The organism is Kribbella pittospori, assembly GCF_004331465.1.
GTDB lineage: Bacteria > Actinomycetota > Actinomycetes > Propionibacteriales > Kribbellaceae > Kribbella > Kribbella pittospori.
On sequence record NZ_SJKB01000008.1, the window covers coordinates 48,429 to 70,664 of the forward strand.

Sequence of the window (22,236 nt, forward strand, 5' to 3'; positions counted from 1 at the left end):
TAGTGCTAGGTAACTAGATGAATGGGGTTTGATTGATGATCGAGTTCCATCTGGACGGGCGGTCGGGGGTGTCGCCGTACCAGCAGATCGTCCAGCAGGTCCGGAACGCGCTGCGACTCGGACTGCTGCGCAAGGGCGACCAGTTGCCGACGGTGAAGGATGTCGTCGCGGCGCTGGCGATCAACCCGAACACGGTGCTCAAGGCGTACCGCGAGCTGGAGCACGAAGGCCTGGTGCAGGCCCGGCCGGGACGCGGCACGTTCGTGACCCGGACACTGACCGACAACACGCTGGCCGCGCACGGCCCGCTGCGGCAGGACCTGCGCCGCTGGCTGGCGAAGGCGCGCAAGGCCGGCCTCGACGACGAGAGCATCGAGGCGTTGTTCCTGACCACGTTTCGGTCCGCCGCTCTGGAGGACTTAGCATGACCGCCGTCCTGCAGGCCCGCGGCCTGGGCAAGAAGTACGGCCGGCGCTGGGCGCTGACCGACTGCGATCTGGAAGTGCCGGCCGGACATGTCGTCGGGCTCGTCGGCCCGAACGGCGCCGGCAAGAGCACGCTGCTCAACCTGTCCGTCGGGATGATCACCCCGTCCGCCGGATCCGTCGAGGTGCTGGGCGGCCCGGCCGGCGCACAGCAGGCCAAGGTCGGGTACGTCGCTCAGGACGCGCCGACGTACGCCCGGTTGAGCGTCGCCGACCACCTGAAGCTCGGCGCGAAACTCAACCCCGGCTGGGACGACGGTGTCGCCCAGCGGATCCAGCGCCTCGGGCTCGACCCGAAGCAGAAGGCCGGCAAGCTGTCCGGCGGCCAGCGAGCCCAGCTCGCGCTCACACTCGGCCTGGCCAAGCGGCCCGACCTGCTGATCCTCGACGAACCTGTCGCCGCGCTCGATCCGCTGGCCCGGCGTGAGTTCCTGCAGGACCTGATGGAGGCAGTCGCCGAGCAGGAGCTCAGCGTCGTACTGTCCTCGCACCTCGTCTCCGATGTGGAGCGATCCTGCGACTTCCTGATCGTGCTGGTCGATTCGCGCGTCCAGGTCAGCGGCGAGATCGACACCTTGCTGACGACGCACTTCCGGCTGACCGGTCCACGACGCGCCGCCAAGGATCTGCCCGGCGATCAGCACGTCGTGACCGAGAGCCACACCGACGTGCAGTCGACCTTCCTGATCCGCACCGAGAAGCCGATCCTCGACCCGGCCTGGACCGTCACCCAACTCACCCTTGAGGACCTGGTCCTGGCGTACATGGCCAGCAGCGTCCCCGCCCAACCCCAACGTCCGGTCCTGGAGGTGCAGCGATGATCTGGCTGACCTGGCGGCAGTTCCGCGTCCAGTTCCTCGTGGTCGCGTCCGTGATCGCCGCGACCGCGGTCGTCCTGGCGGTGACCGGACCGGGCCTGCTCGACGACTACCACCGACTGGCCGACAACTTCATCGCGAACCTCGGCTTCGAGCGCCTCAACCCATTCCTGTACATCGCCGGGCAAGTCCTGCTGTACGCCGTTCCGCCGGTGATCGGCGCGTTCTGGGGCGCACCGCTGATCGCCCGCGAACTGGAGACGGGCACCCACCGGCTGGCGTGGAGCCAGAGCGTCTCGCGGTGGCGCTGGCTGGCCACCAAGGTCGGGTTCACCGGACTCGCCGCGATCGCGATCACCGGTCTGCTGAGTCTCGCGGTCACCTGGTGGTCCGACCCGATCGACGACGCGATCAACGCCGGGCAGAACTCGAACAACTACCTGCCGCGGATGTTCCCGCCGGTCTTCGGCGCCCGCGGTCTGGTCCCGATCGGGTACGCCGCCTTCGCCTTCGCGCTCGGGGTCGCGATCGGGCTCGTCGTCCGGCGTACCCTCGTCGCCCTCGCGATCACGCTGGCCGCGGTGATCCTGGTGCAGGTCCTCACGCCGACGCTGATCCGGCCGCACCTGATGGCGCCGACGGAGGCCTACCTGACCGTCAGCCTGGACAATCTCCGTGGCTTCATGGTGACCGGGGACGGCAATCCTCCACAGGTGAAGCAGATCGAGGTGGCCAGCGGGTCCGTCGGCGCCTGGAAACTGTCCGACCGCACCGTGGACAAGGCCGGCAACACTGTGGACCCATTGCCGGCCTGGGTGATCGGTTGCGAGCCTGGCGGGCCCAATCAGACCGCCGCCGAGCGACCGGCAGCGGCCGCTTGCTTCCAACGACTGGCGGACGAGGGCTATCGGCAGCACATCAAGTACTTCAATGCCGACAGGTTCTGGGCTCTGCAGTGGCGTGAGTTCGGGCTGTTCATGCTGCTGGCGTTCGGACTGACCGGGTTCAGCTTCTGGCGGATCCGCCGCGACCTGTCCTGAGTTTCCTGACGATCAGGGCGATCGCGAGGAGTCCGGCTCCCACCACGGCTGAAGTCCACGGGAGGGTGACGGCCAGAACGACGCAGCCGATGAGGCCGATCACGTTGAGGGCACGGGGCCATCGACGCTGATCGGCCGGCTGCGTGAAGGCCGAGGCGTTGGCGATCGCGTAGTACAGCAGGACGCCGAACGACGAGAAGCCGATGACGCCGCGCAGGTCGGTGGTCAGGACGAGGATGCCGACGACCACGGCCAGCGCGATCTCGGCGTGGTGCGGGACCTGGAAGTGTGGATGGACGGCGGCCAGCCAGCCGGGGAGATCGTGGTTGCGGGCCATCGCGAGCGACGTACGACCGATGCCGGCGATCAGGGCGAGGAGTGCGCCGAGACTCGCCAGAGCGGCACCGATCCGGACGACGGGACTTGCCCAGGCGGCGCCCACGGTGTCGACCGCGGTGGCGAGTGGAGCGATCGTCGTCGCCGGATCGAGCACGAGCAGCAGCGCCACACCGACGGCAAGGTAGATGCCGATAGCAACGATGACGGCCGTGCTGATCGCCCGCGGGATGGTCTTGGCCGGCTCGCGGACCTCCTCGCCCATGGTCGCGATCCGCGCGTACCCGGCGAACGCGAAGAACAACAGCCCCGCGGCCTGCAGGACGCCGTACGGCGAGGTGCCGGTGAGCTCCAGGTCGCGATGGGGCTCACCGGTGAACAGCACGATCAAGACGAGCGCGAGGACCGCGAGAGTGCAGGCGACCAGGATCCTGGTCAGTCGCGCGGTCTTGGTGACACCGCGATAGTTGACCGCGGCCAACCCGGCCACGGCGGCCAACGCAACCAGTCTGCGCAACCATCCACCACCAGGTACGGCGTACGTCGCGAACGTCAACGCCATCGCGGCACACGACGCCGTCTTCCCCACCACGAAACACCACCCGGCAGCGAAGCCCCACCACTCCCCCAGCCGCTCGCGCCCGTACACATACGTCCCACCCGAGACTGGATAGACAGCCGCCAACTGGGCCGAGGACACCGCGTTGCAGTAGGCGACAACCGCGGCAATCGCCAGCCCGATCAGCAGCCCCGACCCGGCGGCCCGCCCAGCCGGTCCCCACACCGCGAAGACTCCGGCCCCGACCATCGAACCGAGGCCGACCACGACGGCGTCGCCAACACCCAGCCGCCGGGCCAGGGTGGGATGCGACTGGGCGGCACTCATGTCAGTCGCCCGCCGCCATCGCCGCGGCGATCTTCCGGTCGGCATCGGCAACGTCCTCCTCAGGCGCCGGCGGCAGCAGGTCCGCCCACAGCGGCAGCATCTCCCGGCGCGCCTCCAGCATGCCCAGCGGGCGCGGGTAGAACCACACGTGGAAATGGGCCGAACCGTCGCCCCAACGATAGACGTGCACCCGGGCGATGCCGCCGAGACCGAGGATCGCTCGCTCGATTCGCGCGACCACCGGACCGTAACTGGTCGCCTGGGCGGCGGGCAGGTCGGCGAAGCTGTCGTGGTGACCCCGGCTGGCCAGCCAGACCACTCCGGGGATGGTGACGTCCTTGGCCGGGCACAGCGCCCAGTTGTCGTCCATCCAGAGCGGCGGCCGGTGTTCGGACTCCTCGAACGACGCCAGCCAGTCGCACAGCCCGCACGGATCCCCGCCGGGCTCGCCGACGCGGGGTGGTTCGGGGATCACACGCGGCGGCGGGTCGCGGCGGATCAACGGTTCGGCGTAGGGAAGTGTCATGGCGGTCCCTCCAAAGCTGTCGGTCCCGCCAGTGAAACACGACTGTTGCAGGAAATGCAACGACCATGTTTCAGAAGGTCTGGACCCCCCGCAGGGTCAGATCGAGGGTGAGCCGGCGGACCCGGGCCTTGGACCAGTGGTGCCGGCCGCGCATGTGCACGTAGGTGAACGTCGCCGACACCATCACCACCTCGGCCACGTCGCTGATCCGGCCGTGCGGATGCAGCGAACCGTCCTGCTCACCCTCGCGCAGGAACCGCTCGAACGGATCGATGAACGAGACCGGGCCGTTGCGGGCCTGCTCCTGGTGGAACACCAGGTCCGAGGACATGATCAGCGGCAGATGCCGATCGATCACGTCGAACAGCGCTTCGAGCGTCTTGACCAGGCCCTCGCGGCCGGTGCCGGAGCCGGCCAGGACCGGCCACATCGTGTCCCGGTAGTCCTCGGCCAGCGCGTCGAGCAGCGAGTTCAGCAGCAGTTCGACGGTCAGCCCCTGCCGCCACAGCGTGACCCGGGACCGGCCGACCTTCTCGGCGACGCGCTCCAGCGTGACACCGGACCAGCCGTGCTCGGCCAGTACGGCGACGGTCGCCTCGCGCAGCGTCTCGTCCACGGCGATGGTCACCTCCGGCCACTCCTCACCGAGCGCTCTTGTGCAACATGGCCGTTGCACTGCACGATGACTGTACCAAGAAGCGAAGGAGCAACCGTGGACACCAGGACGGAGATCCGGCTGCGGCTGACCGCGCAGGAGGTGGCGGGGCTCGCCGCGCTCGCGGTCGGGCTGCGCGGGGTGACCGAAGCCGAGCTGACCGAAGAGGACGCGGCCGTCGCGGCACTCGAACTGGCGCTCACCCGGCTGATCGAGGACTTCGAAGTACCCGATGAGAGCGCCCGGGCGCGGGTCCAGCAGGCCCGCGACGAACTGCGGGCCAACTGGGTCCGGGGCGGCGCTTCACTCTGAGGACGTCGCCTTGAGGATGGTCAGCAGGCGGGCCACCTCGGCGGCTACCTCGTCGCGGGCGGGGCCGAGGTACTTGCGGGTGTCGACCAGGGTCGGGTTGTCGGTGAGGACCTCGCGGACCTTGGCGGTGAAGACGTTGTTGAGGTGGGTGGCGATGTTGACCTTGGTCATGCCCGCCTCGACGGCTCGGGTGAGGTCGGGGTCGGCGACGCCGGAGGAGCCGTGCAGGACCAGGGGGACGGGGACGGCGGCGTGGAGTTCGGCGATGAGGTCGAAGTCCAGGGACGCCGTACGTTCGGTCATGGCGTGAGAGGAGCCGACGGCGACAGCCAGGGCATCGACGCCGGTGGCTTCGGCGAAGGCGAGGGCCTCGTCGGGACGGGTGCGGGCGCCGGGCGCGTGGACGCCGTCCTTGCCGCCGACCTCACCGATCTCGGCCTCGACGAACACGCCGTGGTCATGACAGAACGCCGTGACCTCGGTGGTCGACGCGACGTTGTCGGCGTACTCGAGCTTCGACGCGTCGTACATGACCGAAGTGAAGCCGAGTGAGACGGCTTCGGTGACCAGGTCGCGGTCCATCGCGTGGTCGAGGTGGACGACCACCGGGACCGTCGCGGCGGCTGCGGCGGCCAGGGTGGCGACACCGATCGGCTTGAGGGCGCCGTGGTACTTCACCGCGTTCTCGCTGATCTGCAGGATGACGGGCGCACCGACCCGCTCGGCGCCGGCGATCAACGCGGTCGCGTGCTCCAACTGGATCACGTTGAACGCGCCGACTCCACGACCAGCCTTGGCGGCGGCCAGCACAACTTCGGCCCCAGAGACCAACGGCATGAGCTTTCTCCTTCTAACTAACGGTGACCTGGGGCTGCCAGCGCCGGAACGCGCCAAGGTCGATGTCCCCGGCAACCGGTGTCAGCACCGCGGCGGCCGACGCGGCCACAGCGGACTTCAGTACGACGGACCAGTCGGGCTCCGGCGATTCCGCGACAGCCGCCGCGACCACCGCCGTACAGGCATCGCCGGCACCGGTCGGGTTGCCACTCACCTTCTCGACCGGCAGCGCTCGCCACACACCCTTGTTGCTGGCAGCAACCATCCCGCGCGCCCCGTCGGTGATCACGGCCGCGCTCGCACCCAACCCGATCAGTTGCCGGGCACCGTCCTCGACCGTGGTGTCTCCCAGCGCGTCACGCAACTCGGCTGCGTTGGACCGCACCACCGCACCAGCCTTCGCGGCCGCGGTCAGCGCGGCACCGCCGGCATCGATCACGGTCAGTACGTCGTGATGCCGCGCGCGGACCGCGAGTTCGGCGTACGCATCAGCGGGCAAACCCGGCGGGATGCTGCCCGAACAGGCCAGCACGCCCAGTCGCGACCACGGCATCCGGTCCCCGAACGCGCGCCACTCGTCGGCGGTCACCGAAGGCCCGGTCTCGTTGAAGATCGTCGCGTCTCCGTCGGCACCGTTGACGATGGCAACGGTACGACGGGTCTCCCCGGCGATCGGCGTCAGCAGTGCAGTGAGGCCCGCATCGAAGAGCTCCTCCGCAACCAGCTCACCGGTCACACCGCCGACGAACCCAAGCACCAACACCTGGTGCCCTAGTGTCGATGCCACCCGGGCGACGTTCACGCCCTTGCCACCGGCCCGCTGCCGAACAGTGCCGACGCGATGACTGCCACCGACGACGAGCTCGTCGACCTCGTACGTGACGTCCAGCGCGAGGTTGAGCGTGATGGTCCCGATCAGTCCAGCCACGACCCTGCCCGCATCACCTTCTGAACGACGTACTCGTCGTCCAGCAGCACCAGATCCGCCCGCTTGCCGGTCTCGATCGCGCCCACGTCGTACCAGCCGAAGGCGTGAGCCGGCGTTGTCGACGCCATCCGGGACGCGTCCACCAGGGACACCCCTGCCTTCACCGCGTTGGCGTACGAGACATCCATCGTCAAGGTGCTGCCGGCGATCGAATGCTTGCCATGGGCAAGCGTCACCAGGCCTTCCTTCACATCCACCTCGAGACCACCGAGCTTGTACCGGCCGTCCGGCATCCCGGTGGCCTCCATCGCGTCGGTGATCAGGGCGATCCGGTTCACCCCGGCCGCCGCGAGCGCGACCCGGACGACCTGCGGATCCAGGTGCAGGCCGTCGTTGATCACTTCGAGCAGCAGCCGCTCGTCGTTGAGTGCGGCACCGACCGGACCGGGGTCGCGGTGGTGGAACGGCCGCATCCCGTTGAACAGGTGCGTGGCCACGGTCGCGCCGGCGTCGGCACCGGCGATCATCTGCTCGTACGTCGCGTCGGTGTGCCCGAGTGCCGCGACTGCACCCGCGTCGACCACCTGACGAATCGCGTCCAGCCCGTGTTCGAGCTCCGGCGCGATCGTCACCATCTTGACTGCGTCGCTCAGCACCTTCGTCACGTCGTCGGCGACCGGGTCACGCAGCAGCGTCGGCTCGTGCGCACCACACCGCGCCTCCGACAGAAACGGCCCTTCCAGGTGGATACCGGCGATCACACCGTCGGTGATGAGGTCCGCGAGACACGCGGTCTGCGAGACGATGTCATCGAGGGGCGCCGTCACCAGGCTGGCGAGCGTGGTCGTCGTACCGTGCCGGCCGTGGAAGGCCGCGACCTTGCGTGCCTCCTCCGGATCGGTCGTCGAGTACGTCGATCCGCCGCCGCCGTGGGTGTGGATGTCGACGAAGCCCGGGACCACGGTGACGTTGCCGAGGTCCTCGGGACGCTTGCCGTCGGCCGGCATCCCCTCCGACCTGCGGCCGAACGCGAGGATGTCCGCGTCGACCACCTGGATCCAGGCGTTCTCCAGCACGTCGTCCGGCGTGACCAGCCGGCCCACGCGATAGGTCGTCATACCGTCTGATCTCCACTCTCGTCGGCCGTCACGCGGTCCCAGGCCATCACCGCGGCGCCGAGGCAGCCCGCGTCCTCACCGAGTACGGCGGCCACGATCTCGGGCTCGCGCTGGAAGGTCAGCCGCGCGTGGATGCCATCGCGCAGCGGTTGCAGCAGGGTCTCCCCCGCACCCACCAGTCCGCCGCCGATCGCGATCCGCGTTGGCGCGACCAAAGTCGTGTAGAGCACGAGTGCGTCGATGAGCGCCCTCAGTGCGTCGTCCCAGACATGTGCAGCGTCCGGGTCTCCGGCGGCCAGCAACTCCAGGACCTCGCGCGCACCGTCCACGGTCCGGCCGGTGCGGGCGCCGTACCTGCGTGCCAGGGCGGCCGCGGACGCGACGGTCTCGAGGCAGCCCCACTGGCCGCAGGCGCACTGCTCGGCCGCGTCGCCGTGGACGAACCGGGTGTGGCCGAGTTCGCCGGCCCAGCCGTCGCCGCTGACCAGGGATCCGTCGATCACCATCGCGGCGGCGATGCCGGTGCCGAGCGGCAGGAACATCGAGTTCGTGGTCCCGGTGAGTGCGCCCTGGCGAAGCTCGGCGTACCCGCCGGCGCGGACGTCGTGGGCGAGCACGATCGGTACGCCGTCACCGATCGCGGCCTCGAGTTCGGCGCGCACCGGCGTACCGACCCATTCCAGGTTCTCGGCGCCGACCGTGCCGTTCTCGGCGTCGATGACGCCGGGCACGACGACACCGATCGCACGCACTCGGTGACCGTCCGCAGTCGCCTTCTGGCTCAGCTCGACGACGGTTTCCAGCAGGGCATCGAGCACAGCGCGGCCCCCGGCCTCCCGGGGAGTCGGCCTGGTCTCGCGGTGCAGCACGGCACCGTCCGCGGCGACCAGGCCGCACTTCATCCGGGTTCCACCGAGATCGACGGCAACCACGACTTCACAGGGGTCCACGGAGCGCCATTATGCAGCGTTATCGCGCAGTCTGAACATCCGTGAGCAATCTCTGGACAACCTCGACCAGACCACTGGTGTCCCGTAAGCGATGTAGCTCGAACGATAGCGGTGTCCAGGTGCGTGCATCGGGGTGCTTGAGCAGTGGCCTCGATGCGGAGCATCGTGGGCGCTGGGCAAGTGCCGCGAGGTGCGTGCCTGGGCGCCGATAGCGTCGAGCTACATCGCTTACGGGACACTCGCGACCCTGGTTCAGTTGCGTCCGAAAATCCGCGGGCAGGGCGCCGCGGGTCATCGGCCGCCACCGGATCAGGTCCGCAGGCCCCGGTCGAAGGCGGCGACCAGGAACGCGACCAGGTTCTCGGCCAGCTTGCCCGGGTCCTCGGCATCATCCACGCCAGGCGCGCGGGACAGGGCCTGGGACTGGTGCAACGCAAGCAGTCCGCGCATGTTCACGTATCCGAAGGCGACCGCCTCGGGCGAGGCGTGCGGTATTGCCGACTGAAGCGCGGCCAGGTACCGCGATTCGATCGGGTCGGACTCGGCGGCGTACAACTCCCGGATCCGCTGGCTCGGATCGAACGCGATCCGGCCGATGAAACGCGCGACCACCGCGCCACGCTCACCCCGGCGCAGGACCAGGTCCAGCCCGGGCTCGATGAACGCCCGGATCAGCTGCTCCGGGCTCGGCCCGCCGCGGGCCTCCAACTGGTCCAGCCGGCGCCGGCGTTCGGTGTTGACCGGCGCCATCGCGCGCGCGACCGCGGCTCGCAGCAAGGCTTCCTTCGAGCCGAAGTGGTAGTTGACCGCGGCGATGTTCGCCGCCGCCGCGACCGTGATGGCGCGCAGCGACGTTCCTTCGTAACCCCCTTCACCGAATCGTTGCTCGGCGACGTTGAGCAATCTCTCCCGGGTCGATTCGACCGGTGTTTCCACAAACTTCTCCTTCCCCCCGGCTACCGCTCGCTCAGGCACCCCACCTGCTCACTCGCCGTAGCCTGCAGTCAGCATAGTTCAAACGGTCGTTTGAACTGGAGGGCTCAGCTCCCTAATCTCCGAGAATTCCTCAGATTTATCTGAAAACTCCTTCCTTCCCTTGGTTCACAGCCCTCACACTTCCCGATCGCGGTCCGGTTGCGGCCGGGATCAGGTGCCCTAAGGTCGTGCGGTATGAGTCTGGTTCGGGTGGAACGGCGGTTTCAGGGACCCAAGCGGTCAGGCAATGGCGGGTACGTCGCCGGACAGGTGGGTACGGCGCTGGCCGCGCGGATCGACCCGGGCGTGGTGCCGCGGGTGACACTGCGGATGCCGCCGCCGATCGAGAAGGACCTGACGCTGGAGGCCGACGTCGAAGGGGCGCGACTGACGGATGGCGAGGCCGTGGTCGCCGACGCCGTACCAGTCGATGCGGAGTTCCTGGCTGACGCGACCATCGACCCGGTGTCACCCGATGAGGCTCGGGCAGCTGAGGCGGCGTACAAGGGTGTGAGCAATCATCCGTTCCCGAGTTGCTTCGTCTGCGGGCCGGAGAACGCGGACGGCCTGCAGCTCAAGCCGGGTCCGCTCGGCGACGGACGGACGGCGTGCACGTGGCAGCCGAGCGGCGATCTGGTGACCGACGGCCTGGTGGACGACGTGTACCTGTGGTCCGCGCTCGATTGTCCTGGCGGATGGGCGATCGACCTGGAGGGCCGCCCGTCGGTGCTCGGTCAGCTGACGGCCTGTATCGACGCACGTCCGCAGCCCGGCGAGCAGTGTGTGGCGCTCGGCCGCTACCTCGGCGAGGAGGGCCGCAAGACGTTCACCGCCAGCACCCTGTACGACGCCGACGGCCGCGTGCTCGCTCGCGCCCGGCACACGTGGATCATGGTCGACCCCGCGCTCTTCAACTAGCGAGCGCGGGCGGCGTGTGCCCGGACCTTGGCGCGGTTGCCGCACGTCGCCATCGAGCACCACCGTCGGCGCCCGCGCGGGTCCATGAACAGCCAGCCGCACGACTCCCCCGGGCACATCCGAACGTGCGCCCGGGACGGTCCAGTCAGCAGCTCACCCGCGAGCAATGCCAGATTGTCCAGCGGCAGCGCCAGATCCTCCGGCAGCTCCCACACCGGACCGTCGTCCGCCAAGACCAGCTGCCGGCGACCGGACGCCCGTTCGATCACCTGGGCCACTGTCTCGAACGACTCATCGGTCGCCTGCCCGGTCAGTACGTCGTACAGCTCGGTCCTGAACTCGAGGGTCGTGTGCAGCCGCCGCGCCGCCTCGGTCGGCTTGCCACCGGCCTGCTCGATCAGCCGGAACACGGTCGCCGGCGGCACCAAGCCGACGTACGAGTTCCAGATCAGGAACGCCTCGTACGACGTCAGCCACTCGGTCCGGGCCGGGTCACGGGTGGTCCAGTCGGACCGGGTGTTGACGAAGTCGAGGACCGGGTCCGCGCCGACCGGCTTGGGCAGGACGACGCCCTGCACGAGCTCGAGGTGCGACGGCAGCGCGGACATGACTCAGCTCAGCTCAGTTGGCCGGCTGCTGGGTCGTGGTGGTCGGCGTCGGCACCGGGATGCTGACGTTGCCGTTCTGCGGGATGACCATGAACTGGATCTTGCCCGATTCGATCGCGGTCTTCAGCAGGTAGCCCTGTGCGCCGAGCATCGCGACCTGCGCCTTGACCGACTGCAGTTCGACGTTGACCTGCTGGTTCTTCTGCTCCTGGGTCGCCTTGGCCAGCTCGGCCCGCTGCTTGGCCTCGAGGCCGTCGATGATGCCCTTGTCCAGCGGCGTCGGCTTCTGGATCGTGAAGGACAGCTCGCCACAGTCGTTGGTGCCGTTGTACGACGGGCCGCAGAAGTAGTCACCGCCGACGGCGGCCGGCAGCAGCCGGGTGAACTCCTTGGCCGCGGCGGACTGGAAGGCCGCCTTCTTCGACTCGTTGTTGTAGAGCTCGGCCCAGCCGTAGTCGGCCGCGACCGCCGCCAGCGCCCGGTCGATCTGCGGCCGGAAGTAGCTCTGCAGCATCTGGTCCCAGCCGTCGTCCTCGTAGGCGTCGGTCTTGAGCCCGATCCGCTCGTGGAACGACTTCAGCACGGCCTCGTCGCGGTTCAGCGTGAAGTAGACCTGGACCCGGACGCCGAGCCGGACGTTGTCCTTGCTGACCACGGTGACCTCGTCGGCCGCGTCGGTGTCGGCACCGTCGCCGCCGATGATGTACGAGCGCTGGTCGATCGGGTAGGTGTAGACCGTGTCACCCGGACCGATCAGCTTGTTCGTCGAGCCCGGCGGGATGACGGACTTGAACTTCTTGTCCTCGATCACGCCGCCGCCGTAGTGCAGACCGATCCGGTTCGCGTCGGTGTCGGCGAAGTTGAAGATGTTGAACAGCGCGATGATCACGATCACCGCCGCGATCAGGCCGCCGATCACCTTGACCTTCGTGCTCCCACCCTTGGCGACGGCGGTCGCACTCCCCAGTTTGGCCATCAGTCGTCGAGCTCCTTGCGGTCCACCAGTCGCCGGATGTCGGCGAGGGTCAGGTCTGCGGTGACCGCGACATCGCGCGGCACCGACGGATGCGAGCTGAGCGTACGCAAGCCCTGCTCGGCAGCCGCGACCGCCCGTTCCAGCGTCCTGACCTCGTGCATCAACGCCCGGTGTTCGGCGTTGACCTCGGCCAGGGCCCGCTCGGCCTGGGCGGCCCGGCGGTACGACGCCCACGCCATCCAGGCGGTTCCGACCAGCAGGATCACGATGACCGGAAGTCCGAGTCTCAGCATGTCTCCTATGGGACCACGGCACCCCGTTCGTCTGTGCGCGAAAACTGGTTGAACGCCGGGCCTTCGAACAGTAGGTTTTCAGTACACGCGAAGGGAGGTGGTCCAACGCATGAATTGCTATCGGACTCGTGAGGTGGCGGCGGGCTAACCGCCAACCACTACCAAGTGGGCATGTGGTCGGCCAATTCAACGCCAGCCACCGGGCCCGCGGGCAGTCAGGTCAGTCCGCCTGACCCAGATTTCGGCCACCCGGTCGCGTTCTGGAAGCGCTCGCGGGCTTTTTCTGCCCTCACTCCGGTGGTGGGCAGTCCAGGCCGAGCTCTTCGCCGATCTCGCGGAGCTGGGCTTCGAAGTACGCGCCGGCATCCGGCAGCACCCAGTGCAGCTGCCCGAAGACCTCCATGCAGATCAGGCCGTAGAGCCTGACCCAGTAGCTCAGCGCGAGGTAGATCGCACCGGCCGGCATGCCCTGGAACTCCTCCGTCTCTTGCTGCAACTGAGCGAGTAGCACCGGCCCGAGGTCTTCGTCGGCCGGGTACGGGAACGGCTTCCAGTGCCAGATCTGCGCGACCAGATCCTTGAACACGGCCCCGAAGCGCATCGCCGCCTGATGCCCAGGCGTGTCCGCGTGATCCTCCGCCTCCGGGTTCGGGATCGCCGTACCGAACAACAGCGCGAACTCGGACGGATGCGCCAGCGCCCAGTCCCGCAGTCCGTTGGTCAGCAGGAACAGCCGAGCCCCCAGATCCGCGTCGGTGTCGGCTGCCTGCAACTCCATCAGCGCACCGGTGAGTTCGTCGTACAGGTCGGCGATCAAGGCGGTGACGAGTGCCTTGTGGCTCGGGAAGTAGCGGTACAGGGCCGGCGGAGTCAGGCCGAGCTCGCGCGCGACCGCACGCAGACCGACGGCACCCACGCCGCCGCTGACCAGCAGCCGCCGCGCGACCGCCTTGATGTCGGCCAGTGTCGCGGCCCGCTGCCGGTCACGCCGGGTCGCACCCTCATCCATCGAAATTCTCCTTGACAGGCCGGCCTCCCGGATGTCTAGAGTTAACACCGTTAACAGTTAACGCTGTTCACTGAGACACCCGCCGCTCAAATCTAACGCCCTGGGGGAGTTCCGTGTTCGAGACGCTCGGCCACTTCACGTACCGGCGCCGCCGCCTGGTGCTCGCCCTGACCGGAGTCCTCGTCGCCGTCGGTCTGGCCTGGGGCACCGGCGTGTTCGGATCGCTGGCCAACGGCGGGTTCGACGCACCGGACACCGAGGCCGCGAACGCGGTCGCGACGATCGAGCAGAACGTCGGCCGCACCGGCACCGACGTGATCGTGCTCTACCGCAGCTCCACGCAGACCGTCGCGGACCCGTCGTTCCGGCAGTCCGTCGAGCAGCACCTCTCGGGCCTGCCGTCGCAGGACGTGCTGAGTACGACGACGTACTGGAGCAGCCGCTCGCCGCTGTTCGTCTCCAAGGACCAGCACAGCACGTACGCCGTACTCACGCTGGCCGGCGCGGACCAGGAGGAGCGGCTGGCGACCTTCCATCGGATCGCCGATCAGGTCCGCACGGCGCCGTCCGAGCTGGACGCGAAGGTGGGCGGCGAGATCGCGGTGTTCGACGAGGTGAACACCCAGACCGAGCACGACATCGTGCATGCCGAGACGATCTCGACGCCGATCGTGCTGGTGCTGCTGGTGGTCGTCTTCGGCGGCCTGGTCGCCGCCAGCCTGCCGTTGTTCGTCGGCGCGCTGGCGATCCTGGGCGCGTTCGTGCTGCTGCGCGGGCTGACCGCGATCACCGACGTGTCGATCTTCACGATCAACATCGTCACGATGATCGGCCTCGGGCTGGCGATCGACTATGCGCTGTTCATCGTCACCCGGTTCCGCGAAGAGCTTGCCAAGGGCAATGATGTGGAGACGGCGCTGACCGCGACCATGTCGACGGCCGGCCGCACCGTCGCGTTCTCCGGGATCACCGTCGGCGTCGCGATCAGCAGTCTGGTGCTCTTCCCGGTGATGTTCCTGCGCTCGATGGCGTACGGCGGTGCGGCCGCCGTACTGGTCGCGATGGTGGCGGCGCTGACCGCACTCCCTGCTCTGCTGGCGGTTCTGGGGCATCGGGTGAACTGTCTGCGGCTGCCGTTCCTCAAGCCTCGCAAGGCTCGCGCCGAGCACGGCGCGTGGTACCGGCTCGCGCACAGCGTGATGCGGCGTCCGGTGCGGTATGTGCTCGTGTTGGCGCCGGTGTTGCTGGTGCTCGGGATCCCATTCCTGCAGGCGCAGCTCGGTGGCGTCGACCACCGGTCGTTGCCGGCCGGCGCGACCTCGCGCACGGTGACTGAGACGCTGCAAAGTGACTTCGCTGGTGCGGGTGGGTCGGACATCGTCGTGGCCGTGCGGTTCGATTCACCGCCATCCGATCCGTCGGCGGCGCTGGCGCCGTACCTCGGGAAGCTGCGGCAGGTCGCCGATGTCGAGAGCGTGCGGGTCGGTGGGTACAAGAACGCCGTCGCGGAGGTGGTCGTGCACACGCACTTCACCGCGCAGGAACTGCCCGCACGCGATGTCGTCCACGACGTACGGGCGGGTGGGACGCAGACCCAGGTCGGTGGTGAGACGGCGGCGGTGATCGACCTGCTCGATGTGCTGGCCGAACGGGCGCCGTACATGGCCGGGTTCATCGTGCTGGTGACGTTCGTGCTGCTGTTCGTCGCGTTCGGATCGTTCGTGCTGCCGGCCAAGGCGCTGCTGATGAACGTGCTGTCGCTGTCCGCGGCATTCGGGGCGATGGTCTGGATCTTCCAGGACGGTCACCTGTCCGGGCTGCTCGACTTCACTCCGGCCGGATTCCTCGACGCAACCAACCCGGTGCTGCTGTTCGCCGTGCTGTTCGGGCTCTCGATGGACTACGAAGTGTTCCTGCTCAGCCGGATCCGGGAGGAGTACGACCGGACCGGCGACAACACGCAGGCGGTCGCGCTCGGACTGCAGCGGACCGGAGGCATCATCACGAGTGCGGCGCTGCTGCTGATCATCGTGGTGGCGGCGTTCTCCACCTCGGGCATCGTGTTCGTGAAGATGATCGGGGTCGGGCTGGTGATCGCGATCGCGCTGGACGCGACGATCGTGCGGGCGCTGCTGGTGCCGGCGACGATGCGGCTGCTCGGCCGGGCCAACTGGTGGGCGCCGGCTTCGCTGGTGCGGTGGTGGCAGCGCAACGGCTTCCGCGAGACCTCGCAGGCTCCTCAGGGCTGGAGCCGGAGCAACTCCCAGTCGTCCGAGGAGGAGTTGGTACGGCGGTAGGCCAAGCGGTCATGCAGCCGGCCGGTCCGGCCCTGCCAGAACTCGAACGCCTCCGGCCGGACCAGGTAGCCACCCCAGAAGTACGGCGTGGAGATCTCGGTGCCCTCCGGCCACTGGCGCTCGTACGACGCGTACTGCAGGTCGAGCTCCTCGCGGGACGCGACCGGTTGGCTCTGCTGTGACGCCCAGGCGCCCAGCTGTGACTCGCGAGGCCGGTTGACGAAGTACGCGTCGACCTCGTCGCCAGGGAGCTTGGTCGCGCTGCCCTCGATGCGGACCTGCCGCTCCATCGCGTGCCAGGGAAAGACGAGCGCGCAGTGCGGGTTCGCGGCCAGGTCGTCGGCCTTGCGGGACTGCTGGTTGGTGAAGAACACGAACCCGCGCTCGTCGAGACCCTTCAGCAGCACGGTCCGCGCCGACGGCCGGCCGTCGGCGTCCGCGGTGGCCAGCACCATCGCGTTCGGCTCCGGCAGGCCGGCTTCGGTCGCCTGCGCCAGCCAGGTCCGGAACTGGACGATCGGGTCCGGATCGACCTGGCTCTCGAGCAACTCCCCCAGGCCATAGGTCTGCCGCATCTCCGCAAGATCCACCCTCCGAGCCTACTGGGGTCCTACTTGCTGAGGCTGCGCCAGGACCGGCCGAGTTTGCTGCTGCGGAAGGTCCGCCACAGGACAGTCGACGCCAGCATCCGTGCGGCCGGGTTCCGGACCAGAGGGCGGTTCTTCGGGATCACGACCGGCGCGGGCCGCGGTGGGGCGATCCGAACGACCGGGCGGGTGTCCTCCGGCAGGTGCCGGTTGATCTCCTCGAGATGCTGGTCGAACGTCGCTCGCCAGAGCGCCTGCCGCAGCGTGGCCTCACCGCCCGCCGAGCTGGCCCCGGCCGTGGACGCCGCCCACAGCGTGCTGAGCGACCCCGGGTCGAAGCCGACGACCTCGGTGAGGAGTTGCTCGATCAGTTCGCGGTCGGGTGCGTCGGCGAGGCAGCGGACGGTGCTCTTGGTCGGCCGAGGTGTCGCCGGGGCGACGACCGGCTTGAAGAACGGTACGTCGGCCCACTCGGGCACCAGGTGCCGCACCAGCTTGCGGTGCAGGGCGTTCTCGACCCGCTGACTGGGATCGAGCGCGAACGCGGCCCGGACGAACGCCGGGATCAGCAGCGGCGAGACGACACCACTGCGCTCCCCCGTCGTCCCCCAGCGACGCAGTCGTTCGACCACGTAGAAGTAGTCGATCATGGTCGCGTTCTCGATACCGCCGTGCACCGCGTCACGCAGTACATGGTCGATCTGGTCGGCGACAGCGGTCCTGGATCGCTCGGACGGGCCTGCGTTCGGGGTCAGCCGGGTCTGCAGACGGTTGCCGAAGGCATGCAGCTTGTCGTGCAGCGGAAGGGCGTCCAGCGTGAGTACGTCGTTCGGATAGAAGTGACCGTGGGCCACCTCACCGCCGGCACCGCCGATAGCCAGGTGGGCGACGTTGGCCAGGGTGGCGGGCGGAGCGTGGAACAGGTAGCTGGCCGGACGGAGACCCTCCGAGTACCGGTGCCAGCGCAGCGCTCGCTCGACCAGAGCGGGCGGCTTCGGCGGCTGGGCCGATACCTTCGCCTTCACGCCTACCGCCTTGCGGGTGGTGAAGTGCTCGACCTGCTGCGGGAGCATCTGCACCAGCGACTCGGCGACGTCGAGCTCACCCGGCACTGCGTCGTAGCTGTTGAGCTTCACGTCCACACCGGCGGCCAGGAAGGATGCGGCGACCACTCTGGAGTCGCGGCCACCACTCAGGTCGACGGTCGGCTTGCCCGGCCACAGGCGACCTACTGACCGCGCAACATCTTGCAGCGCCTCGGCCGTCTCCTCCACCGTGTCCGGGCTGTCGGTCGACCACACGCTGGTCGTCTCGATCCGGCTGACGGTCTGCCGACGACGCCTGCCGTCGGCAACGATGTGGGTCGCTCCGGGCACCGAGAGCACCCCGTCGTACGGCGTACTGTCGTCCATGAACCAGCCGCAGGCCGCGGCGAAGGTCCAGCCGCGCAGGTTCGCCGCGGCGTGGATGCCGCCGAACAGCAGCGCGGCCACCGGCCGGTTGCTCCACACCCAGCCGTCGGCCAGCCGCAGCTGGAACAGCCGCCCGACACCGATCGAGTCGGTGAACAGATCCAGGCGGTCCTCGTCCGGATCCAGCACCGCCATCGTGAACGGCGGAGCCAGCTCCAGGAAGCTGGCCGGGTTCCGGCGCACCGCGTGCGCCAGCTTGGCCGGCGCGTCGTGCGGCGGGACGTCGCCGATCACCCGCTGATACCCCAGCGGTGCGTGCTGGGTGGCGATCCGGAGCTCGCCGGCGTCGTGCCAGGACGGCCAGTGCGAACCGCTGTCGTCCCGGTCCCAGACGTGCAGGCCGATGGTGCTGCCGTCGTACCCGCTGTGCTTGCCCTTGCGGTCCCAGAGACCGTCGTAGTACGCCTCGATCCGTGCCCGCCCAGCGGCAGCCCGGGAGGCGCTGTCGTTGTGGAAGGCGTAGGCGACCAGAGTTTCCATGCAGAGCCAGATGCACGCTCCGCGCGAAAAGTTACGATCTAGCCCGGAAATTTACCGGGGCGGTTGCTGACCGGGGAAAGTGTTGCCCGGCGGTTGCTGGCCGGGGTACCCACCGGGCTGCTGCCGGTCCTGTTGCTGGGCCTGTTGCGGCTGGCCCGGGTAGGTCGGCTGGGGCTGCTGTTGCTGGCCCGGGTAGCCGCCCCACTGCTGCGGCTGCGGGGCGAGGGCCGGGTTGTAGCCGCCGCTCTCGCCGCGGAGCGCCCGCGTGGTCTTGGCGTCGCCGGCCCAGCGTCCGATGCCGGCGATCAGCAGGATGATGCCTATGAACAGTGCTGACCCGTCGGTGAGCATGTAGGCCAGCATCCTCGAGCCGGGGACCTGGAACAGCTTGACCACGTCGTACGCGGTGCGGATCGGCGCGAGCATCACGACCAGTCCGGCCAGGGTCATCAGTGCGCCGGCTCCGACCATGACGCCGGCCCCGATGGACCGGATGACCATCAGCAGACCGACGATGACCGCGATGGCCGCCAGCATGAGGAGCCACTGCAGACCGTGGGTGAGGATGCTGTCGAACCTGACCTGACGGGTCAGGGCCAGCCGGGTGCCGGCGTACGAGCCACCGACGATTCCGGCGTATCCAACGATGATCCCGAGCACGAGACCCAGGACGGGATTGGGCTTGGCTGGCATGGGCTCCACCGTAGACCTCGAACCGGTCACACATCTGTCCGGTCGCCGAGCCGGAGACATATGCTGCCTGGGCGCCCAACGGTGCGCGCGGCTCTCCTGGTGGGCTTCGTGCGTCGATCACGAGGACGAGGGAGTCGCATGTCAGATCCGAGGACCGAGGTGCAGCACGGGCTGGAGGGCGTGGTCGCCTTCGACACCCAGATCGCGGAGCCGGACAAGGAAGGTTCGGCGCTGCGCTACCGGGGCGTGGACATCGAGGATCTGGTCGGCCGGGTGCCGTTCGAGAACGTCTGGGGTCTGCTGGTCGACGGTGCGTTCACTCCGGGTCTGCCGCCGGCGGAGCCGTTCCCGCTGCCGGTCCATACCGGTGACGTCCGGGTCGACGTGCAGTCCGCGCTGGCCATGCTCGCGCCCGCCTGGGGTCTGCGGCCGCTGTACGACATCGACGACGTACAAGCGCGTGAGGATCTGTCCCGGGCGGCGGTGATGGCGCTGTCGTACGTCGCCCAGGCGGCTCGTGGCATCGGGCAACCGATGGTGCCGCAACGCGAGGTGGACAAGGCGACGACGATCACCGAGCGGTTCATGATCCGGTGGCGCGGCGAGCCCGATCCCAAGCACGTGAAGGCGGTCGACGCGTACTGGACTTCGGCGGCCGAGCACGGCATGAACGCATCGACCTTCACCGCGCGCGTGATCGCGTCGACCGGTGCCGATGTCGCCGCCGCGCTTTCCGGTGCGGTCGGTGCGATGTCCGGCCCGCTGCACGGTGGTGCGCCGGCGCGGGTGCTGACGATGATCGAGGGCGTGGAGCGCGGCGGCGATGCGCGTGCTTATGTGAAGGGTCTGCTGGACGCGGGCGAGCGGTTGATGGGTTTCGGACACCGCGTCTATCGAGCGGAGGACCCGCGGGCTCGGGTGCTTCGTCGTACGGCGCGGGAGCTGGCGGCACCGCGGTACGAGGTGGCTGAGGCGTTGGAGCAGGCTGCGCTGGCCGAGCTGCGGGAGCGACGGCCGGATCGGGTGCTGGAGACCAACGTGGAGTTCTGGGCGGCGATCGTGCTGGACTTCGCCGAGGTACCGCCGCCGATGTTCACGTCGATGTTCACTTGTGCGCGGACGGCCGGGTGGAGCGCGCATGTGCTGGAGCAGAAGCGGACCGGGCGGCTGATCCGGCCGTCGGCGATCTACTCCGGCCCCGCGACCCGGCCGGCCACCTCGATCGAGGGCTGGAATCCGGGCTGGGCTTAGCGGTCCTGGCTGGGTGAGCGGCCGGTGCGTTGCTTGTACTGGCGGCTGAAGTACGGGACGTCGGTGTAGCCGAGGGCGGCGGCGGTCTGTGTGACGGTCAGCCCGGTCTCGGCGAGCAACTCGTGAGCGCGGTCGATCCTGCATTGGATGAGGTACTGCGCCGGTGACATGCCGAGCTGCGCGACGAACCGGCGGGTGAACTGCGCTCTGGACAGGGCAGCGCGGTGTGCCATCTCGGCGACGGTCCAGTCATGCCCCGGATCCTGGCGGAGCTGGCGAGCGACCTCATCGACCGCGGTGTCGGTCGCGCTCCGGCCGGGGTTGTGTACGGCGTCCCAAACGAGGCCGAGCACCTGCTCGAGGCACAGCTCCGCCTGCCGTCTGCCCAACGGATCCTGCCGCCGGTACGACGCATCACTGGTCCGCGCGAGTACGCTGAGCAACTCCCGGTCCATCACCTCGCCCCACCGCGGCTCCGGCACCACCCCGCGCCGGTCGACCGTGAAGTGCATCCCGAATACCAGCAACCGCCGACGCGGATCGTGCGTGGCTCTTGGCGCATCACCTGGCGCGAAGACCGCGCACACACCGGGATGCAGCTCCCGCCGTTCGCCCGCCAGCTCCATCGAGCCTCGTCCGTCCAACACACACCACAACAGGTGGTCCGGCAGCGGACGGGACACCCACGACCAGCTGGGCTCGCAGCGCCAGAACGTCGGCGGAGACAACAGGTCGAGCCGCAACGGCGCTGGGTAATGCGACAAAAGTTCAACTCCTCGCGCGAATCATCCGTGGCCGGCGTGAGTGGAGGACGGGAAAATAGTGCTGTCTGGAAGACGGTAGACGAATCCGGACGCCGATGACGGATCTCTTGCGGGAGTTGTGCATGAGCGTTTCGTACAAGGAAGAGTTCGAGCAGGCCGGCTACACGCTGGTGCGTGGGCTGTTCGAGGTCGAGGAGGTCGAGCGGCTGCGGGACCACTACATGGAGCTGCGGCACCGGGGGTCGTACCAGGGCGACTTCTCCGGTCACACCTCGGCCGACCGCGATCCGCTCCGCCGGTACCCGCGGATGGCGCAGATGCATCGCTGGGACGACACGTCGCTGCGCTGGATGATCGATGCGCGGCTCGACAAGGTGATGACCGAGATCCTCGGCAGATCGCCGTACGCGGTCCAGACGATGATCTACTTCAAGCCGCCGGGGTCCCGCGGGCAGGCGCTGCACCAGGACAACTTCTACCTGAAGGCCGAGCCCGGCACGTGCGTCGCAGCGTGGATGGCGCTCGATCGCGTGGACGAGGCTAACGGCTGTCTTGAGGTCGTCCCCGGCAGCCATCGCTGGCCGATCCTGTGCACCGAGAAGGCGGACACGACCGTCAGCTTCACCGATGTGACCGTGCCGCTGCCGGAGCAGGGCGCCGCCGTACCGATCGTGATGGAGCCGGGCGATGTGCTGTTCTTCCACGGAGCGCTGGTCCACGGCAGCAACCCGAACGTCACCACCGACCGCTTCCGGCGCGCGCTGATCGGGCACTACATCGAGGGCGAGGCCGAGAAGGTCGCGTCGTACTACCACCCGGCGTTGCGGATGGGCGACGGCTCGGAGTTGACACTCGAGGTCGCCGAGGGTGGCGGTGAGTGCGGCGAATGGACCGACACGCCGGACGGGCCTGTCGCGGTCCTGACCGGCACCCAAACCATCACCCGCAAACACGAGTAGCCGCGCGTCAGGTCGGTTCCAGGCCTGTCGAGCGCCCCGGGCTGCCCAGTCTGCGGCCTGCTT

24 protein-coding genes are annotated in these 22,236 nt (G+C 68.7%); 8 read left to right on the forward strand and 16 right to left on the reverse strand.

The annotated features are described in order from the left end of the window. Positions 1-35: 35 nt before the first annotated feature. From E0H73_RS24640 to E0H73_RS24650, 3 genes are read left to right on the forward strand one after another with little or no spacing between them, the layout of a single operon-like run. Complete coding sequence (locus E0H73_RS24640; RefSeq protein ID WP_131360545.1) at positions 36-428, forward strand: GntR family transcriptional regulator; 393 nt, start codon at positions 36-38, stop codon at positions 426-428. Next, on the forward strand, positions 425-1,306 hold the full coding sequence (locus tag E0H73_RS24645) for an ABC transporter ATP-binding protein (RefSeq protein WP_131360547.1): 882 nt from the start codon (positions 425-427) through the stop codon (positions 1,304-1,306). Before E0H73_RS24640 ends, E0H73_RS24645 begins: the two co-directional genes overlap by 4 nt. Then, positions 1,303-2,343 (forward strand): ABC transporter permease, encoded by a 1,041-nt coding sequence (locus E0H73_RS24650; RefSeq protein WP_131360549.1) that lies wholly within the window; start codon positions 1,303-1,305, stop codon positions 2,341-2,343. The genes E0H73_RS24645 and E0H73_RS24650 overlap by 4 nt, the downstream gene beginning before the upstream one ends. On the opposite strand, the gene E0H73_RS24655 is transcribed toward E0H73_RS24650, so the two are convergent. The 3 genes from E0H73_RS24655 to E0H73_RS24665 all read right to left on the reverse strand — a co-directional run bounded on the left by E0H73_RS24655 (position 2,309) and on the right by E0H73_RS24665 (position 4,719). After that, positions 2,309-3,565: an APC family permease gene (locus E0H73_RS24655; RefSeq protein ID WP_131360550.1), complete on the reverse strand. Its 1,257-nt coding sequence runs from the start codon at positions 3,563-3,565 to the stop codon at positions 2,309-2,311. The two genes, E0H73_RS24650 and E0H73_RS24655, sit on opposite strands and share 35 nt — an antisense overlap. 1 nt (position 3,566) lies before the next feature. Beyond that, on the reverse strand, positions 3,567-4,091 hold the full coding sequence (locus tag E0H73_RS24660) for a hypothetical protein (protein ID WP_131360551.1): 525 nt from the start codon (positions 4,089-4,091) through the stop codon (positions 3,567-3,569). 70 nt (positions 4,092-4,161) lie between these two features. Further along, the gene (locus tag E0H73_RS24665; protein WP_131360552.1) at positions 4,162-4,719 is read right to left on the reverse strand and encodes a TetR/AcrR family transcriptional regulator; all 558 of its coding nucleotides are present in this window, start codon (positions 4,717-4,719) and stop codon (positions 4,162-4,164) included. An 84-nt stretch (positions 4,720-4,803) separates the two neighbouring features. On the opposite strand from E0H73_RS24665, the gene E0H73_RS24670 reads away from it, so the two are divergent. Further along, positions 4,804-5,058, forward strand: coding sequence for a hypothetical protein (locus tag E0H73_RS24670; protein ID WP_131360553.1), 255 nt, complete (start codon positions 4,804-4,806; stop codon positions 5,056-5,058). Here E0H73_RS24670 and E0H73_RS24675 read toward each other — a convergent pair. The 5 genes from E0H73_RS24675 to E0H73_RS24695 form a co-directional block, all read right to left on the reverse strand. Next, a complete protein-coding gene (locus tag E0H73_RS24675; RefSeq protein ID WP_131360554.1) occupies positions 5,050-5,895 on the reverse strand; it encodes a class II fructose-bisphosphate aldolase in 846 nt (281 codons plus the stop codon). The two genes, E0H73_RS24670 and E0H73_RS24675, sit on opposite strands and share 9 nt — an antisense overlap. A gap of 13 nt (positions 5,896-5,908) precedes the next feature. Beyond that, positions 5,909-6,823, reverse strand: a complete 915-nt coding sequence (locus E0H73_RS24680) for a 1-phosphofructokinase family hexose kinase (protein WP_131360556.1) — start codon at positions 6,821-6,823, stop codon at positions 5,909-5,911. Further along, positions 6,811-7,941: an N-acetylglucosamine-6-phosphate deacetylase gene (nagA, locus tag E0H73_RS24685; RefSeq protein ID WP_131360558.1), complete on the reverse strand. Its 1,131-nt coding sequence runs from the start codon at positions 7,939-7,941 to the stop codon at positions 6,811-6,813. Before nagA ends, E0H73_RS24680 begins: the two co-directional genes overlap by 13 nt. Next, positions 7,938-8,891 carry an ROK family protein gene (locus E0H73_RS24690; RefSeq protein WP_238164230.1) on the reverse strand — a complete coding sequence of 318 codons (954 nt, stop codon included), beginning with the start codon at positions 8,889-8,891 and terminating at the stop codon, positions 7,938-7,940. The genes nagA and E0H73_RS24690 overlap by 4 nt, the downstream gene beginning before the upstream one ends. 309 nt (positions 8,892-9,200) lie before the next feature. Then, positions 9,201-9,827, reverse strand: a complete 627-nt coding sequence (locus E0H73_RS24695; protein ID WP_131360560.1) for a TetR/AcrR family transcriptional regulator — start codon at positions 9,825-9,827, stop codon at positions 9,201-9,203. Between the two features lie 234 nt (positions 9,828-10,061). Here E0H73_RS24695 and E0H73_RS24700 point away from each other — a divergent pair, with 234 nt between their 5' ends. Then, entirely contained in the window at positions 10,062-10,784 is a 723-nt protein-coding gene (locus tag E0H73_RS24700; RefSeq protein WP_131360562.1) for a hotdog family protein, read from the forward strand. Here the strand turns inward: E0H73_RS24700 and E0H73_RS24705 are convergent. The 4 genes from E0H73_RS24705 to E0H73_RS24720 form a co-directional block, all read right to left on the reverse strand. After that, a complete protein-coding gene (locus E0H73_RS24705; protein WP_131360564.1) occupies positions 10,781-11,392 on the reverse strand; it encodes a CGNR zinc finger domain-containing protein in 612 nt (203 codons plus the stop codon). The two genes, E0H73_RS24700 and E0H73_RS24705, sit on opposite strands and share 4 nt — an antisense overlap. A 13-nt stretch (positions 11,393-11,405) precedes the next feature. Beyond that, the gene (locus E0H73_RS24710; protein ID WP_131360566.1) at positions 11,406-12,368 is read right to left on the reverse strand and encodes an SPFH domain-containing protein; all 963 of its coding nucleotides are present in this window, start codon (positions 12,366-12,368) and stop codon (positions 11,406-11,408) included. Next, positions 12,368-12,661, reverse strand: coding sequence for a hypothetical protein (locus E0H73_RS24715; RefSeq protein WP_238164231.1), 294 nt, complete (start codon positions 12,659-12,661; stop codon positions 12,368-12,370). Before E0H73_RS24715 ends, E0H73_RS24710 begins: the two co-directional genes overlap by 1 nt. 289 nt (positions 12,662-12,950) lie before the next feature. Beyond that, positions 12,951-13,670 (reverse strand): TetR/AcrR family transcriptional regulator, encoded by a 720-nt coding sequence (locus E0H73_RS24720; protein ID WP_131360570.1) that lies wholly within the window; start codon positions 13,668-13,670, stop codon positions 12,951-12,953. A 113-nt stretch (positions 13,671-13,783) separates the two neighbouring features. On the opposite strand from E0H73_RS24720, the gene E0H73_RS24725 reads away from it, so the two are divergent. Beyond that, positions 13,784-15,967 (forward strand): MMPL family transporter, encoded by a 2,184-nt coding sequence (locus E0H73_RS24725; protein ID WP_131360571.1) that lies wholly within the window; start codon positions 13,784-13,786, stop codon positions 15,965-15,967. Here E0H73_RS24725 and pdxH read toward each other — a convergent pair. From pdxH to E0H73_RS24740, 3 genes are read right to left on the reverse strand one after another with little or no spacing between them, the layout of a single operon-like run. Beyond that, the gene (gene pdxH, locus E0H73_RS24730; RefSeq protein ID WP_337590330.1) at positions 15,910-16,557 is read right to left on the reverse strand and encodes a pyridoxamine 5'-phosphate oxidase; all 648 of its coding nucleotides are present in this window, start codon (positions 16,555-16,557) and stop codon (positions 15,910-15,912) included. The genes E0H73_RS24725 and pdxH overlap by 58 nt on opposite strands. 20 nt (positions 16,558-16,577) lie before the next feature. Continuing rightward, positions 16,578-18,506 (reverse strand): asparagine synthetase B family protein, encoded by a 1,929-nt coding sequence (locus E0H73_RS24735; RefSeq protein ID WP_131360573.1) that lies wholly within the window; start codon positions 18,504-18,506, stop codon positions 16,578-16,580. 51 nt (positions 18,507-18,557) lie between these two features. Then, positions 18,558-19,199: a hypothetical protein gene (locus E0H73_RS24740; RefSeq protein WP_131360575.1), complete on the reverse strand. Its 642-nt coding sequence runs from the start codon at positions 19,197-19,199 to the stop codon at positions 18,558-18,560. Positions 19,200-19,337: 138 nt separating this feature from the next. Between E0H73_RS24740 and E0H73_RS24745 the strand changes: the two genes are divergently transcribed. Then, positions 19,338-20,450 carry a citrate synthase 2 gene (locus E0H73_RS24745; RefSeq protein ID WP_131360577.1) on the forward strand — a complete coding sequence of 371 codons (1,113 nt, stop codon included), beginning with the start codon at positions 19,338-19,340 and terminating at the stop codon, positions 20,448-20,450. Here E0H73_RS24745 and E0H73_RS24750 read toward each other — a convergent pair. Next, positions 20,447-21,214: a helix-turn-helix domain-containing protein gene (locus tag E0H73_RS24750; protein ID WP_131360579.1), complete on the reverse strand. Its 768-nt coding sequence runs from the start codon at positions 21,212-21,214 to the stop codon at positions 20,447-20,449. The genes E0H73_RS24745 and E0H73_RS24750 overlap by 4 nt on opposite strands. A gap of 122 nt (positions 21,215-21,336) precedes the next feature. Here E0H73_RS24750 and E0H73_RS24755 point away from each other — a divergent pair, with 122 nt between their 5' ends. Next, positions 21,337-22,173 carry a phytanoyl-CoA dioxygenase family protein gene (locus tag E0H73_RS24755; RefSeq protein ID WP_131360581.1) on the forward strand — a complete coding sequence of 279 codons (837 nt, stop codon included), beginning with the start codon at positions 21,337-21,339 and terminating at the stop codon, positions 22,171-22,173. Positions 22,174-22,236 lie beyond the last annotated feature (63 nt).

Coding starts and splice junctions, on each gene's coding strand:
- E0H73_RS24700 (WP_131360562.1), top strand. CDS start 10,062: ATGAGTCTGGTTCGGGTGGAACGGCGGTTTCAGGGACCCAAGCGGTCA.
- E0H73_RS24740 (WP_131360575.1), bottom strand. CDS start 19,199: ATGCCAGCCAAGCCCAATCCCGTCCTGGGTCTCGTGCTCGGGATCATC.
- E0H73_RS24660 (WP_131360551.1), bottom strand. CDS start 4,091: ATGACACTTCCCTACGCCGAACCGTTGATCCGCCGCGACCCGCCGCCG.
- E0H73_RS24640 (WP_131360545.1), top strand. CDS start 36: ATGATCGAGTTCCATCTGGACGGGCGGTCGGGGGTGTCGCCGTACCAG.
- E0H73_RS24720 (WP_131360570.1), bottom strand. CDS start 13,670: ATGGATGAGGGTGCGACCCGGCGTGACCGGCAGCGGGCCGCGACACTG.
- E0H73_RS24675 (WP_131360554.1), bottom strand. CDS start 5,895: ATGCCGTTGGTCTCTGGGGCCGAAGTTGTGCTGGCCGCCGCCAAGGCT.
- E0H73_RS24745 (WP_131360577.1), top strand. CDS start 19,338: ATGTCAGATCCGAGGACCGAGGTGCAGCACGGGCTGGAGGGCGTGGTC.
- E0H73_RS24645 (WP_131360547.1), top strand. CDS start 425: ATGACCGCCGTCCTGCAGGCCCGCGGCCTGGGCAAGAAGTACGGCCGG.
- E0H73_RS24755 (WP_131360581.1), top strand. CDS start 21,337: ATGAGCGTTTCGTACAAGGAAGAGTTCGAGCAGGCCGGCTACACGCTG.
- E0H73_RS24710 (WP_131360566.1), bottom strand. CDS start 12,368: ATGGCCAAACTGGGGAGTGCGACCGCCGTCGCCAAGGGTGGGAGCACG.
- E0H73_RS24705 (WP_131360564.1), bottom strand. CDS start 11,392: ATGTCCGCGCTGCCGTCGCACCTCGAGCTCGTGCAGGGCGTCGTCCTG.
- E0H73_RS24655 (WP_131360550.1), bottom strand. CDS start 3,565: ATGAGTGCCGCCCAGTCGCATCCCACCCTGGCCCGGCGGCTGGGTGTT.
- nagA (WP_131360558.1), bottom strand. CDS start 7,941: ATGACGACCTATCGCGTGGGCCGGCTGGTCACGCCGGACGACGTGCTG.
- E0H73_RS24650 (WP_131360549.1), top strand. CDS start 1,303: ATGATCTGGCTGACCTGGCGGCAGTTCCGCGTCCAGTTCCTCGTGGTC.
- E0H73_RS24715 (WP_238164231.1), bottom strand. CDS start 12,661: ATGCTGAGACTCGGACTTCCGGTCATCGTGATCCTGCTGGTCGGAACC.
- E0H73_RS24735 (WP_131360573.1), bottom strand. CDS start 18,506: ATGGAAACTCTGGTCGCCTACGCCTTCCACAACGACAGCGCCTCCCGG.